The organism is Spirochaeta lutea, from assembly GCF_000758165.1.
GTDB classification, from domain to species: Bacteria; Spirochaetota; Spirochaetia; order DSM-27196; family Salinispiraceae; genus Spirochaeta_D; species Spirochaeta_D lutea.
The window spans coordinates 204,883-220,210 of sequence record NZ_JNUP01000003.1; the positions used below are offsets into that span (position 1 = coordinate 204,883).

Genomic DNA, 15,328 nt, shown 5'->3' on the forward strand with positions numbered 1-15,328 from the left:
TAAAAGATTCCCGTCTCCATCCTGAGCGATTCACCCTCAAGATCAGAAGGGAACATCATCATCAAACCCACCTGAGCCGCTGTTGGTGTACCCATCATACCCAGAGGAATTATTACCCTGGTTACTATCATAGGAATTACCACCCTGGTTAAAACCGCTGCCCTGTCCGCCGGATCCACCGCCGAGCAGCTGAAGACTGAAGGCGAAGATTTCCACCTTACTACGGGACTGTCCATCTTGTTCCCAACGGTTCTGTCGTAACTCGCCCTGGATTGCAACCTGCTTACCCTTGGTGAGAAACCGGTGAACCGCTTCAGCAGCCTTCCCCATCATGGTTACATCGAAAAAATGAGATTCGTCTGACCATGTATCTCCGGATTTTCTTCGGTGAGTTTGAGCAAGGGAGAACTTTACGATGGCGGTCCCGGTTTGGGCGTATCGAAGTTCTGCATCCCTAGTCAATCGTCCGACCATTACAACGGAATTAATATCAGCAGCCATAGTGCCTCCAGATCTTAGGCCTAGTCTTCCTGCCGAGTAACGAGAATTCTCAGCAGCTCCTCCTGGTATTTAACCTTATCAGTAAGCTGATCGGCCTGTGCCGGATCGGCCTGAAACTGGAACACCAGATAATGTGCCTGAATAGCCTTCTGGATGGGATATGCGAGGGTACGAACCCCCATATCGACTTCCTTTACCTCTTGTGCACCAAGATCGGTAAGGACCTTTTGTACAGCCTCTTTGCCGGCTTTGAACTTAACTTCTTCAGCCTGAAAGACGCATGCTGCCTCATAGTTTCTCATAAATCCTCCTCGTGGACGTTGCCTATTCGGCTCCGGCAGCGGACTCGAATAGGTGCAGCGACCATTACCAACGGTAATGGTAAAGAGGCAGGGCATTGCCCTGATTACCCTTTTTGCTGTCGCGGCCCTGGTATACAGTACCGGGCCATTTCTTTTTGGAGCATTAAGCTACCATAGGGGTAAATACCTGTCAAGGTTTGAGTTAGAGCGCCGAAATACCTAGCATGACCTCCAGAATACACTTCGATGATGATGTTTATCTACTCCAAGCCATGATCCAGGTTTTGGATGAAGCAATGCAGCTCAACATTGATCCTCAGTTTTTTTTGGATAAGTGCATTGAAGATATTTTCTTTATTGATTCTACCCTGCTACGGCTGTACCGTACCTTGAAAGAAAACACCTTTTTAGTGAAACGGACCGAGTATCTCCGCAGCATTACCCACTGTAAAAAGGTGTTCGTGACCTTACTGCGGGGCATTACCATGGGAAAGGCAGCATTCTCAGGGGCATTGCGACCATACTACACCAAACTCAACGAGGCAGCTGAACACCAAGAGCACGATATACAAGAAATTGAGTCCACGATTCTCGACTCGGATAACAAAAATATCGAGCCTTCCAGTGCGATCAGCCAGGAGGAGTATGCCTTCTTGTTAGATCCGGGCCTGCAAGATACGGATCAATAAATTTTATGAATTCCTGGTGGGAGATCGCCGGAATGGTCGGCTCTGTCTGAACCCCCAGGGTGTAGCCCCATTGGGCATGTATACCTCTAATAAAGGGAAGATGTTGAGCTTCCTGTAGATGGGGCAGAAAATCGTCAATCAGTATCCAATTTCCCCGGTAGTTCCGGGATACTCTATAAAGCTCCTGGAGGACATGAGACTTTGCAACCCCCGGACCCGCCTCATAAATCCTTCCGGAAGGCCACTCCACCCCCCATGCGCGTAGAATCGCAGAAATGAACCCTGCTTTTTTTGTTGACAGGATGATTACCTGAGGATTGGACGCCAGGGACTGAAGATTCCCCTCCACCCAGGGGTAGGGATTGTTTCCTTCCATCCACCACGCCCCATGACTGGAGCATAGAAATTCTCGCCCACGGTAAAAGACCTCCCGGTAGGCTTTGATCCTATCCGGGGGACATGCATCCCGGTATTTGGCAAATTTACGCCCCGAGAGCTCCTGCCTCTCTGGGTCCGGGGTTTGAGATACGAGGGCTTGCAGGACGACAAAATCCGATCCCGTGGAGCACCAAGGCCTCAGGCGGTAAAAATGGGGACGAAGCCGGGCAGAGGCATCAGAATCCCCTAAAACCTGAAAGGCATGGGCAAAGTCGAGGTCCTTGCTAAGAGAAATCCAGGACATGAGAGAGGTACGAAGACACTCTTCCACGGAATTGCAAATTACTCCGTCAAAATCGAGGGCGAGATTAGCCAGGCTGGTTGCCCCTATTTTATTCGGGGGATTGATTGAATGAGAATCGGCTTTCTTATACACTGGTATGAGTATACAAAGGAATCAGACACAGGAGAAGCAATGAACACCCTACGCCAGACTAAAATTGTTGGAACCCTTGGACCCGCGAGTGATAACCAGGAGATTATGGAAAACCTTCTTAAGGCCGGCCTCAATGTAGCCCGGTTTAATTTTTCCCATGGAACTCATGAGGAACAGCTCTCCCGTATAACGGCCATGCGTGCCGCCAGCAAAAAGACGGGTATTCCTGTGGCTCTTCTGCTGGACACCAAGGGGCCGGAGATTAGGACCGGTCTGGCTGAGAACGGGGGCCCCTACACCTTGACCTCTGGCACGACGGTCTGGGTAACCACCGATGAGGTTCCCTGCAACCAGGAAACCATCTCTATTTCGTATAAGGACCTGCCCGGGGAGATTCATCCGGGAAATCATATTCTAATCGCTGATGGTCTCATTGATCTGCTGGTAAAGGAGACCGATGGAGTATCATCCATCACCTGCGAGGTACGGAACGGAGGGACGCTGGGCAGCAGAAAAAACGTCAATGTGCCCGGGGTACGAACCAAACTTCCTGCGATTACCGATAAAGACCGGGAGGATATTCTCTTCGCGATTACCCACGGAATGGATTTTATCGCAGCAAGTTTTGTGCGAAAACCATCCGACGTACTAGAGATACAATCCATCCTTGCCGAGCATGATTCCCCAATCCGTGTGATTGCAAAAATTGAGGATCAGGAAGGTTTGGATAATATCAAGGAGATTGTGCGGGTTGCCCACGGGATCATGGTTGCCCGGGGAGACCTCGGTGTCCAGCTACGGAGCGAGGAGATTCCACTGGCCCAGAAACGTATTATTCAGCTCTGTAACACCCTGAATAAACCGGTAATCACGGCAACCCAAATGCTGGATTCCATGATCAGTAACCCCCAGCCCACCCGGGCGGAAACCAATGATGTGGCAAATGCTATTTTCGACGGTACCGATGCGGTGATGCTGAGCGGCGAAACCGCCAACGGCGCCTACCCTATCAAGGCGGTGGCTACCATGGATGCTATTGCCCGCACGATTGAAAGCAGTCCTGAATACCGGAAGGTCTGCCGGGAACTATTTTTCGGACATGAGCATAACCACGAAATTGGGATGGCGGTGGCGCGGGCAGCCCACCTGGTAGCGGAAGATATCCATGCCGAGGCGATGGTTACTCCGACATTACGGGGCAACACCCCTAAACTGATCAGCAAGTTCCGTCCACCCTACAAGGTCATTGCGGCCACGGTTTCCGAAACGGTTCAACGCCAGCTCCTATTGCACTGGGGGGTGTACCCGCTGCTAACCGAGTATGTCCGGGATTCCGAGCTCATGATTCAGAATGCCCTCAGGCTGTCATTGAAGAATAATCTCATTCAGATGCTCGACAAGGTTGTGACTGCCGCGGGTATTCCGCTCAACAGCCCGATCATGATTAATACCGTCAAGGTTCACTTTATCGGGAATATTCTGAACCGCGGGCACCATGGTTTCGGCGGGGTATGCTCAGGTAAGATTGTGAAAGCGCGCAATGCCCAGGAAGCACTGCGGGCAGCCGAACTGCATGATATAGAAATTCTCGTTACCCCGAGCATAACCCCTGAGTACATCCCTATGCTTTCCCGGGTTCACGGCATCATACTTGAGTACAGATCAGAGGTTCCCCCTGAAGAGCTCATTGCCTCCAATCCTGAGCTCGTCTTGGTGGCTGATGTTAAGGATGCCCTCCGGCAATTTGAGGCAGGACAGTATGTGAGTCTGGACGGTGAGGAAAAAATCATCTATGAAGGCCTGATTGAGGGCTAACCGGCAAATAGGCTCGCCTATCTTGGAAACTCCGCTTCATCGGATATTTTTCAAAAAACATCCAGGTATTCTCTTGAGGTTTAGGCTACATTTTTGTAGTATCGCCACAGGAGTCCCATCATGGATGAAACGGCTAAGAACGATGAACGTTACCAAAAAAAGATAGATGAACTGTCACTCTTATTCTCTATCAGTCAGCTCCTGGATCAGAGCATGGATATTAAACAGGTTATTTATCCGGTTCTGAAGGAGGTTGGTGACCGCTTTGATATGAATCGGGGGACTATAACCCTTCTTGATCGTAAAACTGGTGATATTTTTATTGAAGCCGCCTACGGATTGAGTGAGTCCGAAATGGTTAAGGGTCACTATAAACTCGGCGAGGGCATCACAGGGAAGGTCATTCAATCCGGCCAAACCAAGATTATAGAGAAAATAAGTGACAGCCCGGAGTTCCTGAACCGTACGGGTGCCAGGCAGGGATCAAAGGACCGAGATTTCTCCTTTATTTGTGTGCCGATAAAGCTCGGGAACGAGGTTATCGGCGCATTTTCGGTTGATACCCCTCCATCGGAGATGAGTGTTCTCCATGACAAGGCCCGGCTGCTCTCTATCGTCACCTCGATGATTGCCCAGGCCGTTAAAATTAGGCAGAGCTTCTTGGAGGAAAAACGCCTGCTCCAGGAAGAAAACTCCAGACTGCAGGACGAACTTAAGGAACGCTTCCGGCCCAGCAATATCATCGGAAACTCCAAGGCAATGCAAAACGTATTCGATATGATCGCCTACGTTTCTAAAAGTGATGCAACGGTTCTTATTCGGGGTGAAAGCGGCACCGGCAAAGAGTTGGTTGCCCATGCCATCCACTATAACAGTCATAGATCCGCCAAGCCCTTCATCAAGGTAAACTGTGCGGCGCTACCCGAAACCGTTATCGAGAGTGAGCTCTTCGGCCACGAAAAGGGTGCTTTTACCAGCGCGGTTTCTTCCAGGAAAGGACGCTTTGAGCTCGCCAACGGCGGCACGATTTTTCTAGACGAGATAGGTGATTTATCTCCCACTACCCAGGTTAAACTATTGCGGGTGCTCCAGGAAAAGGAGTTCGAGCGGGTCGGCGGGAATGATACCATCCGCACGAACGTGCGAGTGATTGCAGCCACCAATCGCAACCTGGAAGAGCTGATGGAGTCCAATACCTTCCGGGAAGATCTCTACTACCGTCTGAACGTGTTTCCAATTCACCTTCCACCCCTCCGGGAACGCAAGAGCGATATTCTACTTCTGGCGGATAAATTCATCGAGAAGTACTCGGATCAAAATATTAAAATGGTGCGGCGCATCTCCACCCCAGCGATAGAGCTTCTCATGAATTACCATTGGCCGGGAAACGTACGGGAATTAGAAAACTGTGTGGAACGGGCGGTCCTGCTCACCACCGATGAGGTCATACACTCCCATCACCTTCCGCCCAGCCTTCAATCCGCTGAGAGTACGGGAACCCGTCTGCATGAAAGCCTGGATGAGGCCCTATCCAACCTTGAAAAAGAGCTGCTCAAGGATGCCCTTAAATCAGCGAAAGGGAATATGGCAAAAGCCGCCAGAATTCTCGATCTAACAGAACGAAAAATGGGATTGCGGGTTAAAAAATACGATATTGATCCCCGAACCTACCGATCCTAGCGCCTTCCCACCGCGGTCATAGTTCCATACCCATCTCCGCTGCATAGCAGATAGTGCGCAAAAGGTTGTAACGTTCGATGCTGACGCCGCTATCTGTGGTGTGGCCCTTGGATGGAGCTGCTATATCTGGTGCTGATTACACCCTTTTGCGCACTACATACATAACTCCCCAGAATGTTACCTGGAGTAGCCGTACACCCTGGTACGCCGCATACCCCCTTGATCCACTGTTCTTCGACTGAGGTGTTGGGTCTTTTTAGCTACATTTACGTATCTCTTTACCCTACTTGCTACCTTTTTGTTGCTTTTTAGTTGTATGATAACATATGCGTATCTAATTGTACTGATTTTCTTTCATAAACATTGTTTCTATCTTGTTGCATAACAGTAACCTACACTTCTTTGCGAATTTTCTTACAAAATAATTTTTAGTTGGCACGGTTTTCGCTTTAATAAAGCCAAGATACTCTATGAGGAGGTAGTTATGAAGGGAAAGCGTATTGCATCCCTGGTACTGGCGGTCATCGCCCTTCTGGTTAGCGGTGGTACCATCGTAGCACAGGACACTCTATCGAGTGAGACTATTCAGGCAGCCTTTGACATGATCTGGCTGGTATTAGCCGCATCTCTGGTCTTCTTTATGCAGGCCGGTTTTGCCATGGTGGAAATCGGACTTACCCGGGCAAAGAACTCGGGTAACATCATCATGAAGAACCTGATGGACTTCTCTGTGGGCGCCATCGCCTATTGGGCCGTAGGTTGGGCACTGATGTACGGTGAAACCTTAGGTGGATTTGTTGGATCCAGCGCATGGTTCCTTAGTTACCCAGCTGGAACCGATATGAGTCCCCTGTATCGGGATTGGATCTTCCAGGTGGTATTCGCCGCAACGGCAGCAACCATTGTCTCGGGATCCATGGCGGAACGAACTAAGTTTACAGCCTATCTCGCCTATTCGGTATTTATTTCCGGACTAATCTATCCCGTGGCAGGTCACTGGACATGGGGCGGCGGCTGGCTTGCAGAACTCGGATTTCATGACTTCGCGGGTTCTACCATCGTTCACTCCGTAGGTGGATGGGCAGCATTAGCAGGCGCTATAGTCCTGGGTCCTCGGGCAGGAAAGTATGTAAAGGTGAACGGGAAGACTATTTCGAAGGCAATTCCCGGACATAATTTACCATTAGCCGCCTTGGGGGTATTTATCCTGTGGTTCGGCTGGTTCGGATTCAACGCTGGGTCTACCCTGTCAGGTACTGACATGACCATAGGCCATGTTGCTACCACCACTACGTTAGCGGCAGCCGCAGGAGCCGTTGCAGCCATGGTCATCAGCTGGATTTGGTTTGGTAAGGCTGATGTATCCATGAGTTTGAACGGTGCGCTAGCCGGGCTCGTAGGTATAACAGCGGGTACCTGGGTTGTGAATCCCCTGGGTTCAGTAATCATCGGTCTGGTAGCGGGTGTACTGGTAGTCCTGAGTGTAGAGTTCATCGATAAGGTCCTTCACATTGATGATCCAGTGGGTGCTATTTCAGTTCACGGAGTAAATGGATTGTGGGGAACCTTGGCTGTTGGATTGTTTGCCGACGGGGTCAACGACCCCAGTATCGTCGGACTCTTCTATGGCGGCGGTTTTGGACAGCTCGGTACCCAGTTCATTGGTGCACTGAGCTATGCGGGATGGACCTTGGTCACGGCATTCATCCTATTCCTGGTGATCAAGAAGACCATCGGTATTCGGGTAAACGAGAAGGAAGAACGGGAAGGCTTAGATCTCTCTGAGCACGCCACGGATTCCTACTCTGGATTCCAGATTTTCAGTAACCTGTAAGGAGGCATAGCATGAAATTAGTTGTTGCATATATTCAGCCTCACAAGCTGCATTCGGTTAAAGAGGAGTTGTTCAACGCGAAGATTTACAAGATGAGCGTGACAAATGCCCTTGGGTGCGGCCAACAAAAGGGGTACACCGAAGCCTATCGGGGTGTTGCCTTTGAGGTGAATCTATTGAAGAAAGTTCGCATTGAAATTGCAGTGAACGAAGAGTTTGTTAAGCCCACCATTGATGCAATTATCCGTGGAGCTCGAACCGGAGAGATCGGGGACGGAAAAATCCTCGTACTCCCTTTGGAGAATGTTGTAAGGATCCGAAGCGGAGAAACCGGATCGGACGCCATTGGGTGATTCCTACCTTCATCCCCCCGGGGCCGCCTCACGGCGGCCCCTTTTTTGGGGTAGATAAAGGATGATGTACCCGCCTTACCTGCCCTCTGCGATAGATCTGAATCCCAGTTCATACTGTTCAAATCGTTGTTCATATCGTGGGACCCAGGAGGATTGGGGCTTTATTACATACTCGATCTTAACCAATTCATCCACAGCCTCGCGGTAGGAGTGAAACTCCTTAAGCCCGATGAATCCCTCTATAGCACACCCAAGCAACTCAGCATCCTGGATTTTTGGGATTTCTATGACAGAGTTGATCATGTTAGCCTTCATTTGGTTCCAACGAAGATTCTTAGCCTGCCCTCCGCATACCCGAAGGGTATCCACTGAACAGCCCACATCATGCAATATCTGCTTCACCTGGCGGATGGTAAATCCGATTGCCTCCACCACCGCTCTACCCATCTCGGCGCTGCCATGCACAGGACTTAGATTCGTAAAGCTTGCATGGTTAAAATCAAACCGTTCACCCTCATGAACAGCGGGGTAAAAGAAGGGCTGATCGCTCCAGTCCTGAACCGCCTCAATATCCTTGATCATCTCTTCATAGCTCCGTGCGGATTGACCGCTGAACCTCCTAAACCATTCAAAGATGCGACCGGTACTCGACAGAATTCCTGCCACGTTATATAACCCCGGAATGGCATGGGGTAAACACCGTACCTGGCTATTCTCTACCACACCTGGGGAACAATAGTTTATGCCTTCGCTGGTTCCAGCCCGATCGCAGGTCATGCCCGGTTCGATACAGCCGGTTCCAATTAAACTCATCATGAAATCGGATCCGCCTGCAAAGACACGCACACCCCGGGGTAATCCGAATTCCGAGGAGGCTTGGTCTGTGACAACCCCGATACAGCTGCCAGGCCGAAGAATGGTCGGGAAAAGTTCTGGACTCAAACCATAGACCCTAATCTGGTCCTGGTCCCATAGAAATCGATCAAATTCCGGTTGGGGGCTTATACTTGCCTCCTCACCAGTCAGCAAGAAACTCAGATATTCGGGGCAAGAAAGAAACCTCCGGGTCTTCCGGAATGCCTCGGGTGATGCTGCCTGAAACCAAGCTGTCTTGGGAAGATAAAAACTATCAGTAGACGGTTTCCAGTGGGAATTGCCATCAATCCATAACAAAACCGGTGCAGTCGGTCGGCGGTTTGCATCCAGGGGGACAAGGGTAGGACCGTTACCGCTGAAGACAATACCGTCAATGGGTTCGGCGGGAAGACAGGATCCCACAGCCTTTAATCCGTCACTCCAAATCTGGGGGTCCCATTGGCGAAGCTGGGTTTCATGAGTCAACAATGGATGACGATAGCTCCAAATTAGATTGCCTGTACGGTCAATAATTCCAGCTTTGAGGCTTGAGGTACCGATATCTGCAACCAATAGATGGGGTCGAGTATTCATAGAACTACTATAGCGAAAACTTCGCAATTTGGGTACAATCCCCCCATGAAACACAACAGTACCAAGGCACTCTTCGGAGTTTTGTTTTTCTTTTTTCCAGTAGTAGCCATCCTTGCGGGAGGTCTGAATGAACCCAAGGGATCCACAAGCGGAAGTTTTCAGATCGGGGTTTTTGTCCCCGGGGTGGTAGAGGGCAGCCCTACCTATGAGATGATGGTCAATGGGGTGACCCGGGCGAAGGAAAGAGCCGAGCAGGAAGGATATTCAGTCTCCCTGAAGGTCTTCGAAGCGGGTTTTAACCAGGCTGAGTGGACGGCGAGTCTAACCGCAATGGTAGCCACGGGAAGCTACGATCTCATCGTCACCAGCAATCCTTCCCTGCCTGATATTGTGCGTGAAATACGGAAGAGCTTTCCTGAGCAGCATTTTCTGCTATTAGATGGGTATCTTGCATCAGATTCCCGGGTTAAATCGATCTACTTCAACCAGTACGAGCAGGCATACATTGCCGGTTACCTTGCTGGTTTAGTTACCCAACCGGATTCCGGTCTCTCAGGGAGTAATGCACAAAAACGAATCGGTTTACTTGCCGGCCAGGAGTATCCGGTAATGGACCAGCAGATTCGTCCCGGGTACCTAGCGGGAGCACAGGCTGTCGATCCGGACATTACCTTAGATTTCCGGGTCTTGGGAAATTGGTATGATGCCGGAAAAGCTAATGATCTGGTGTCCTCAATGTTCCGCAACGGGGTTGATACGGTCCTTACCATTGCCGGCGGAGGAAATCAGGGAACAATATCTGCAGCCCAATCCAATAATGGGTATGTTATCTGGTATGATAGCCCTGGATATTCCTATGCACCTGGAATCATCGTCGGGAGCACCCTTGTCCGTCAGGAAGAAAGCACCTATGAGGCTACCCTTCAGGCCATTACCGGCGCCCTGGATTACGGCAATCCGGAGATACTGGGTGTGCAGGAGGGCGCCATCGGGTTCCACATAAGCCAGGAATACATTGAGGCGCTCCCTGAATCTCTACGCGATGAGTTCGAGAGATTCTTAACGGCTATACAGGACGGTACGACAACGATTCCGAGCCCGCGGTTATTTTAGTATCTTGGAAATGCAGGAGAGTGCGCTAGACATCGATAATCTCTGGGCGGTATATCCGGGTGCAGAGAACCCGGTACTCCGTGGGATAAATCTCGAGGTGAAAAAAGGGGAGATCTTCGCCATCATCGGGGAGAACGGAGCAGGGAAATCCAGTCTCGCAAGAATGCTGCTGGGGGAACTCCATATTCTTCAGGGGGCTTGGTCTTCTCCGGTGCCCTTTGAGCTTGTGCCTCAGCATCCCAGCGGCTTTCGAACCATTACCGTCGCCGAACTGCTAACCATGAAGGGAGCCAGACCCCAGGAACTGCCCGTTCAGCTTGAAGGGATATCTCCGAGGGCTTGCCTTTCGGATTTGAACCTCAGCCAGTTGCATATGGTCTACCTGTTTGCCTCCGTTGCTGCTCTCTATTCGGGAAATGGTGTCCTGTTTTTAGATGAAAGCACCGCCCCCCTATCGCCCCGAGAGGTTCAATGGCATTACGATTTACTTTCCTTTTTTACCCAGCGCGGGGGAAGTGTTTTGATCGTCGGGCACCGACTCGAGGAGATACGGTCCCATTGCCACCGATTGGGGATCATGCAAAATGGTGTATTCACCGAAACTATCGAGACATTGTCCCAAATCACAAGCACCGATCTGACTGAAAAAATGTTCACCCACACCACCCTGGACGAGCTCATACCGAGCTTCAATCCACCATCCAGGGATCGTCCAGTTCAGGAAAGGAATGCGCCGAAAACTCCTATTATATCCCTGGAGAGCATCTCCATTAGTCCTGGGGGAATAGAACAAACCAATGAAACCGGCCTAGAGGATATAAGCCTGGACCTTCTCTCGGGAGAGATCTTGGTAATTCTCGGACTGAAAGATCAGGGTATAGAACTGCTAGAAGAGGTGTTATGCGGTCTACGTGAACCTGATTCCGGAAGACTGCGGTTTCCTACTGATAATACCTTCCCTTCCAAGGGATTTCTTCCATCCCGAGGCTTTGGGTTTCTCCCCCACGATCGGTTAAAACGGGGGATCGTGGGAGGAATGCAGGTCTGGGAGAATCGTATTCTTCACCGGAGGGGCAGTCTTGCTCTCAAAGACTGGTTCTTCCCCAGGTCCTATCTTGATTCCACTCAGGAAGTCGATTATCCGGGAGATTTTAATCAGTCGGTTGGCACCCTATCAGGGGGTATGATCCAACGGTTGCTTATTCAGCGAGAAACCGATGCCGCACAACAAGGAATGATACTGTCCGAGCCCTCCTGGGGACTTGATCCTCGCTACCGTACGAGTCTATATAACCACCTGAACCAATCCGTACAAAATGGTACGGGTATCCTGCTGCTCACCAGTGATATTGACGAGGCTTTGATTCTCGCCCACCGGCTGGTTGTTATCTACGGAGGCCGAATTGTGAAGAACTTTGGCTCATCCCTCCCAAGCCGTAATCTCGGAATTGAAGCTATGATGGGGTTGGTATGATCTATTCAAAACGCTCCGTAGTTGTGGAAGTTTTGTTGCCCCTGACATTTTCTTTGGGAGCGGCGGTAGCGGTGTTAGCCCTAGGAAGCGATGAACCCATCTCTGCGCTATCAGCGTTCTTTTCAGGGCCTTTTCGGAACACCTACAGCTTTGGCAATATGCTGGATTCCGCATCCTACCTGATACTCACCGCCCTTGGAGTGAGCATTGCCTTTGCAAGCGGCGGTTTTAACCTTGGCGGCGAGGGCCAAATGTACGCTGGTGCATTTACTGGAGGGATGATTCTCCTCCTTCTGCCGGAGGTTTTGGGCGGCTGGGGTGTCCTCCTGGGAATCGGTGCCGCAGCCATCGTTGGAGGTGTTCTGGCTGCCCTATCTTCATGGTTCAAACGAAGTCTCGGGGTTTCCGAGCTGATCTCCAGCTACCTGGTTTCCCTTGGTATCATTCCAGTCATTGACGGATTACTCTCAGGACCCTTGCGTGATCCAAGTAAAAACCTACTTTCTGCTCCCAGTATAGCCCGGGCCTTTCATCTGCCCCGTATTCTGCCGCCCTCCAGCCTCAATATTGGAATCTTCCTTGCCTTGGGAGTAGCTCTCTCGGTCTGGTTCTTCCTCCACGGCAGCAAACGGGGGTATGAATTTCGGGTCGCAGGGGGTGGATCGGTGGTTGCACGATTAGCGGGCATTGCCACAGGGTTGTACGGCTTTTGGGGATTCACTGTCAGCGGCGTACTCCATGGATTTGCCGGGGGGTTGGCAGTAGCCGGAACCTACCATGCCGCCATGGCCGGGGTGACCAGCGGTATGGGCTGGAACGGTATCGCTGCCGCCCTGATTGGCAGAAACCATCCCCTCGGCGTTATTCTTGGCGCCTTGTTTTTCGCCTATCTTCAAGCCGCAGCTAGGTCTGCCATGCTGGTAAGCGATTTTTCCACCGAATTATCCGGGATTGTGCAGGCACTGATTTTCCTTCTGATCACCCTGGACTACACAACCCGGAGACGTAGGGGAGGCATTCATGGATAGTACTCTGGGAGAACTCCTGTATTCGGCTGCGCCGATCATATTTGCGGGGCTTGGTGCCCTGGTTTCCCAGTTGGCAGGGGTTCTTAATATCGGAATGGAGGGGATTCTGCTCTTTGGTGCCTTCTCTTCAATTTCTGCAGTCATCCTTACTACCCAGCCGATCATCGGGATTCTTGCCGGAGCGATTGCCGGTACCCTTGCAGCCTTGGTTATTAGCTGGGCTCATGTCAATCGCGGCGGAAATATCTTCATTGCGGGTCTTGCGATAAATCTATCGGCATGGGGTTTAATCCCGGTGCTCAGTAGTATGATCTTTGGGGTAAAGGGTGTCCTCGGATTAGAGCAACAGATCGGGTTCCGGGTTCCTACCCAACCATGGGTAGTTCTTCTGGCACTCCTGGCTATTGTCTTGGTCGTTCTCTTAAGACAATGGCTCAAGCATACACGCTACGGAATAAAATTTCGGATGATTCATGAAGATGCTTTGGGAGCCCGTGAAATGGGGATAACGGTGTCCCGTATACAGAGGGCAGCCCTGATGTTGTCAGGGGCACTCGGTGGAATAGCAGGTAGTTTTATCGCATTACGGTTAGGCGCCTTCGTCCCCAATATGAGCGCAGGCCGGGGCTGGATTGCCCTGGTCGTTGTATTCCTCGGTTCCTCGTCACCCGCCGGCGTTCTCGTCGGCTCTCTAATCTTTGTACTCGCAGAGTTAATTGCCGGAGAGATCCAAAGCCTTAGCAGTCTGCCCGGGATCTTTGTGGGCCTACCCTACCTCCTAACCTTTGTTATTCTGGTAATTTGGAATCTGTCAGTCGCGCCCGCAATCAAGTCATATAAACAAAGAAAACCCGCACCTTAAAATCAGGCCAATTTCATTTCAACTCCGAGACAATCCCTAACCGCACCACGGTGTACCGTTTCATGGGCCCGAAGCTCATCGGAGTAGCCTTGGATCGTCTCCCGGTAGCTGGAAAGCCCGAGGTTTCCGGCATACCCTGTGCTCTGCCTCCGATGGAGTAGATCATCGGGATTCCGATTCTGGACCTGTTCTATATTCATTCCGACCTGGCGATAAGCGTCCCGAAAACTCAACCCCTGTTCAACTAACGAAATCGCGTCATCCGTGGCGTATATATCCGGGCTGAAGCCCAATTTTAATGCCTCAGGATGTACCGTTAGTTTCTCCATGGTAAGCCTTGTAATCTGCAGACACTCAAGAGCGGTGGAGGTACCGCGTAGGAAGGGTTCTTTCGTGTCTTGGAAGTCTCTATTATAACCACTCGGTAGACTCCGTATCACGTTTTTAACCTGGGTTGCCCATCCCGATACGCTCCCGGCTCTAGCCCGGAGCAGTTCCAAACCATCGGGGTTCTTTTTTTGGGGCATAATGCTGGACCCGGAGGTGAGCTCATCCGGAAGACTGAAATATCCAAACTCCGGAAGGGAAAACAGAATAAGATCCTGGGCGATCTTGCTTAGGCTGATACAAACCTGGTCCAGGGCATCAAGAATAATTGACTCCACCTTACCCCGGCCATTATTTGCCGCGAGAACATTCCGTTGTACTCGGGAAAAACCCATAGCTTTAGCAGTGAATTCACGGTCCAGGGGAAGGGGTACTCCGTAACTTGCCGCCGCTCCGAGGGGACTTTGGTCATTGAGATGCCACGCTGTTTGTAACAGACTATAATCATCCAGAAGCTGCTGAACGAAAGCCCCAGCCCAAAGTCCTATAGTAGAAGGCATCGCTACCTGCATATGGGTTCTCCCCGGCATGGGGGTGAATTCGTGCTCCTGGGCAATGTGAAGAATGGCGCTAGCAGCAGATAGAAGGGCGGACCGGAGATCAATGAGACGTTCCTTACCGAACAACCGCAGCATTGTCAGAACCTGATCGTTTCTACTTCTGCCGAGATGAATCTTTTTCCCCGTCTGCCCAAGCTTTTCTGTTAAATAGGCTTCTATTGCGGTGTGACAATCCTCGTCCTCACGGCGGATGGGAAATCCCTGGGATGTATCGGCCATACCCGCTATCTCCCGCAACAGGGCCTCCAAAGAGGCCTGTTCATCCCGGGTAAGAAGCCCTGCTTTGGATAAACCCCTGGAATGAGCAATGCTTCCCATACAATCGGCCTTGACCAGCTGTCCGTCAAGTTGATAATCCAAACCAACGGTAAACGATTCTAGTAGGGCATTTATTGAAAACCCCTTCTGCCATAGTTTTGCCATGGGAAGCCTCCTCCATACAGGGTCAGAGCTTACCCGGGGTGCTG

At 50.9% G+C, this 15,328-nt stretch carries 14 protein-coding genes; 9 read left to right on the forward strand and 5 right to left on the reverse strand.

Going from position 1 to position 15,328, the window contains the following annotated elements:
• Window positions 1-42: 42 nt before the first annotated feature.
• Entirely contained in the window at window positions 43-501 is a 459-nt protein-coding gene (ssb, locus tag DC28_RS01370; protein ID WP_037544807.1) for a single-stranded DNA-binding protein, read from the reverse strand.
• Window positions 502-521: 20 nt separating this feature from the next.
• Complete coding sequence (rpsF, locus tag DC28_RS01375; protein ID WP_037544810.1) at window positions 522-803, reverse strand: 30S ribosomal protein S6; 282 nt, start codon at window positions 801-803, stop codon at window positions 522-524.
• A 224-nt stretch (window positions 804-1,027) separates the two neighbouring features.
• Here rpsF and DC28_RS01380 point away from each other — a divergent pair, with 224 nt between their 5' ends.
• Complete coding sequence (locus DC28_RS01380; protein WP_037544812.1) at window positions 1,028-1,492, forward strand: hypothetical protein; 465 nt, start codon at window positions 1,028-1,030, stop codon at window positions 1,490-1,492.
• On the opposite strand, the gene DC28_RS01385 is transcribed toward DC28_RS01380, so the two are convergent.
• Window positions 1,434-2,306, reverse strand: coding sequence for a hypothetical protein (locus DC28_RS01385; protein WP_156104530.1), 873 nt, complete (start codon window positions 2,304-2,306; stop codon window positions 1,434-1,436). The genes DC28_RS01380 and DC28_RS01385 overlap by 59 nt on opposite strands.
• A gap of 39 nt (window positions 2,307-2,345) precedes the next feature.
• Between DC28_RS01385 and pyk the strand changes: the two genes are divergently transcribed.
• The 4 genes from pyk (at window position 2,346) to DC28_RS01405 (ending at window position 7,988) form a co-directional block, all read left to right on the forward strand.
• Entirely contained in the window at window positions 2,346-4,121 is a 1,776-nt protein-coding gene (pyk, locus tag DC28_RS01390; RefSeq protein WP_037544816.1) for a pyruvate kinase, read from the forward strand.
• A gap of 120 nt (window positions 4,122-4,241) precedes the next feature.
• Entirely contained in the window at window positions 4,242-5,801 is a 1,560-nt protein-coding gene (locus DC28_RS01395) for a sigma-54 interaction domain-containing protein (protein WP_037544818.1), read from the forward strand.
• 484 nt (window positions 5,802-6,285) lie between these two features.
• On the forward strand, window positions 6,286-7,635 hold the full coding sequence (locus tag DC28_RS01400) for an ammonium transporter (protein ID WP_037544820.1): 1,350 nt from the start codon (window positions 6,286-6,288) through the stop codon (window positions 7,633-7,635).
• An 11-nt stretch (window positions 7,636-7,646) separates the two neighbouring features.
• A complete protein-coding gene (locus DC28_RS01405) occupies window positions 7,647-7,988 on the forward strand; it encodes a P-II family nitrogen regulator (RefSeq protein ID WP_037544822.1) in 342 nt (113 codons plus the stop codon).
• A gap of 75 nt (window positions 7,989-8,063) precedes the next feature.
• On the opposite strand, the gene DC28_RS01410 is transcribed toward DC28_RS01405, so the two are convergent.
• Window positions 8,064-9,437 carry a xylulokinase gene (locus DC28_RS01410; RefSeq protein ID WP_052078310.1) on the reverse strand — a complete coding sequence of 458 codons (1,374 nt, stop codon included), beginning with the start codon at window positions 9,435-9,437 and terminating at the stop codon, window positions 8,064-8,066.
• Window positions 9,438-9,482: 45 nt separating this feature from the next.
• On the opposite strand from DC28_RS01410, the gene DC28_RS01415 reads away from it, so the two are divergent.
• From DC28_RS01415 to DC28_RS01430, 4 genes are read left to right on the forward strand one after another with little or no spacing between them, the layout of a single operon-like run.
• Window positions 9,483-10,550 carry a BMP family ABC transporter substrate-binding protein gene (locus tag DC28_RS01415; RefSeq protein WP_052078311.1) on the forward strand — a complete coding sequence of 356 codons (1,068 nt, stop codon included), beginning with the start codon at window positions 9,483-9,485 and terminating at the stop codon, window positions 10,548-10,550.
• A 10-nt stretch (window positions 10,551-10,560) separates the two neighbouring features.
• On the forward strand, window positions 10,561-12,024 hold the full coding sequence (locus DC28_RS01420; protein ID WP_037544824.1) for an ATP-binding cassette domain-containing protein: 1,464 nt from the start codon (window positions 10,561-10,563) through the stop codon (window positions 12,022-12,024).
• On the forward strand, window positions 12,021-13,052 hold the full coding sequence (locus tag DC28_RS01425) for an ABC transporter permease (protein ID WP_052078312.1): 1,032 nt from the start codon (window positions 12,021-12,023) through the stop codon (window positions 13,050-13,052). Before DC28_RS01420 ends, DC28_RS01425 begins: the two co-directional genes overlap by 4 nt.
• Window positions 13,045-13,914, forward strand: a complete 870-nt coding sequence (locus DC28_RS01430; protein WP_037544825.1) for an ABC transporter permease — start codon at window positions 13,045-13,047, stop codon at window positions 13,912-13,914. The genes DC28_RS01425 and DC28_RS01430 overlap by 8 nt, the downstream gene beginning before the upstream one ends.
• Before the next feature lie 2 nt (window positions 13,915-13,916).
• Here DC28_RS01430 and argH read toward each other — a convergent pair whose 3' ends face one another.
• The gene (argH, locus tag DC28_RS01435; RefSeq protein WP_063135611.1) at window positions 13,917-15,284 is read right to left on the reverse strand and encodes an argininosuccinate lyase; all 1,368 of its coding nucleotides are present in this window, start codon (window positions 15,282-15,284) and stop codon (window positions 13,917-13,919) included.
• Window positions 15,285-15,328: the final 44 nt, after the last annotated feature.

Excerpts from the sequence above, each read along its gene's own strand:
- ssb (WP_037544807.1), bottom strand. The coding sequence starts at position 501 with ATGGCTGCTGATATTAATTCCGTTGTAATGGTCGGACGATTGACTAGG.
- rpsF (WP_037544810.1), bottom strand. The coding sequence starts at position 803 with ATGAGAAACTATGAGGCAGCATGCGTCTTTCAGGCTGAAGAAGTTAAG.
- DC28_RS01380 (WP_037544812.1), top strand. The coding sequence starts at position 1,028 with ATGACCTCCAGAATACACTTCGATGATGATGTTTATCTACTCCAAGCC.
- pyk (WP_037544816.1), top strand. The coding sequence starts at position 2,346 with ATGAACACCCTACGCCAGACTAAAATTGTTGGAACCCTTGGACCCGCG.
- DC28_RS01395 (WP_037544818.1), top strand. The coding sequence starts at position 4,242 with ATGGATGAAACGGCTAAGAACGATGAACGTTACCAAAAAAAGATAGAT.
- DC28_RS01400 (WP_037544820.1), top strand. The coding sequence starts at position 6,286 with ATGAAGGGAAAGCGTATTGCATCCCTGGTACTGGCGGTCATCGCCCTT.
- DC28_RS01405 (WP_037544822.1), top strand. The coding sequence starts at position 7,647 with ATGAAATTAGTTGTTGCATATATTCAGCCTCACAAGCTGCATTCGGTT.
- DC28_RS01410 (WP_052078310.1), bottom strand. The coding sequence starts at position 9,437 with ATGAATACTCGACCCCATCTATTGGTTGCAGATATCGGTACCTCAAGC.
- DC28_RS01415 (WP_052078311.1), top strand. The coding sequence starts at position 9,483 with ATGAAACACAACAGTACCAAGGCACTCTTCGGAGTTTTGTTTTTCTTT.
- DC28_RS01420 (WP_037544824.1), top strand. The coding sequence starts at position 10,561 with ATGCAGGAGAGTGCGCTAGACATCGATAATCTCTGGGCGGTATATCCG.
- DC28_RS01425 (WP_052078312.1), top strand. The coding sequence starts at position 12,021 with ATGATCTATTCAAAACGCTCCGTAGTTGTGGAAGTTTTGTTGCCCCTG.
- DC28_RS01430 (WP_037544825.1), top strand. The coding sequence starts at position 13,045 with ATGGATAGTACTCTGGGAGAACTCCTGTATTCGGCTGCGCCGATCATA.
- argH (WP_063135611.1), bottom strand. The coding sequence starts at position 15,284 with ATGGCAAAACTATGGCAGAAGGGGTTTTCAATAAATGCCCTACTAGAA.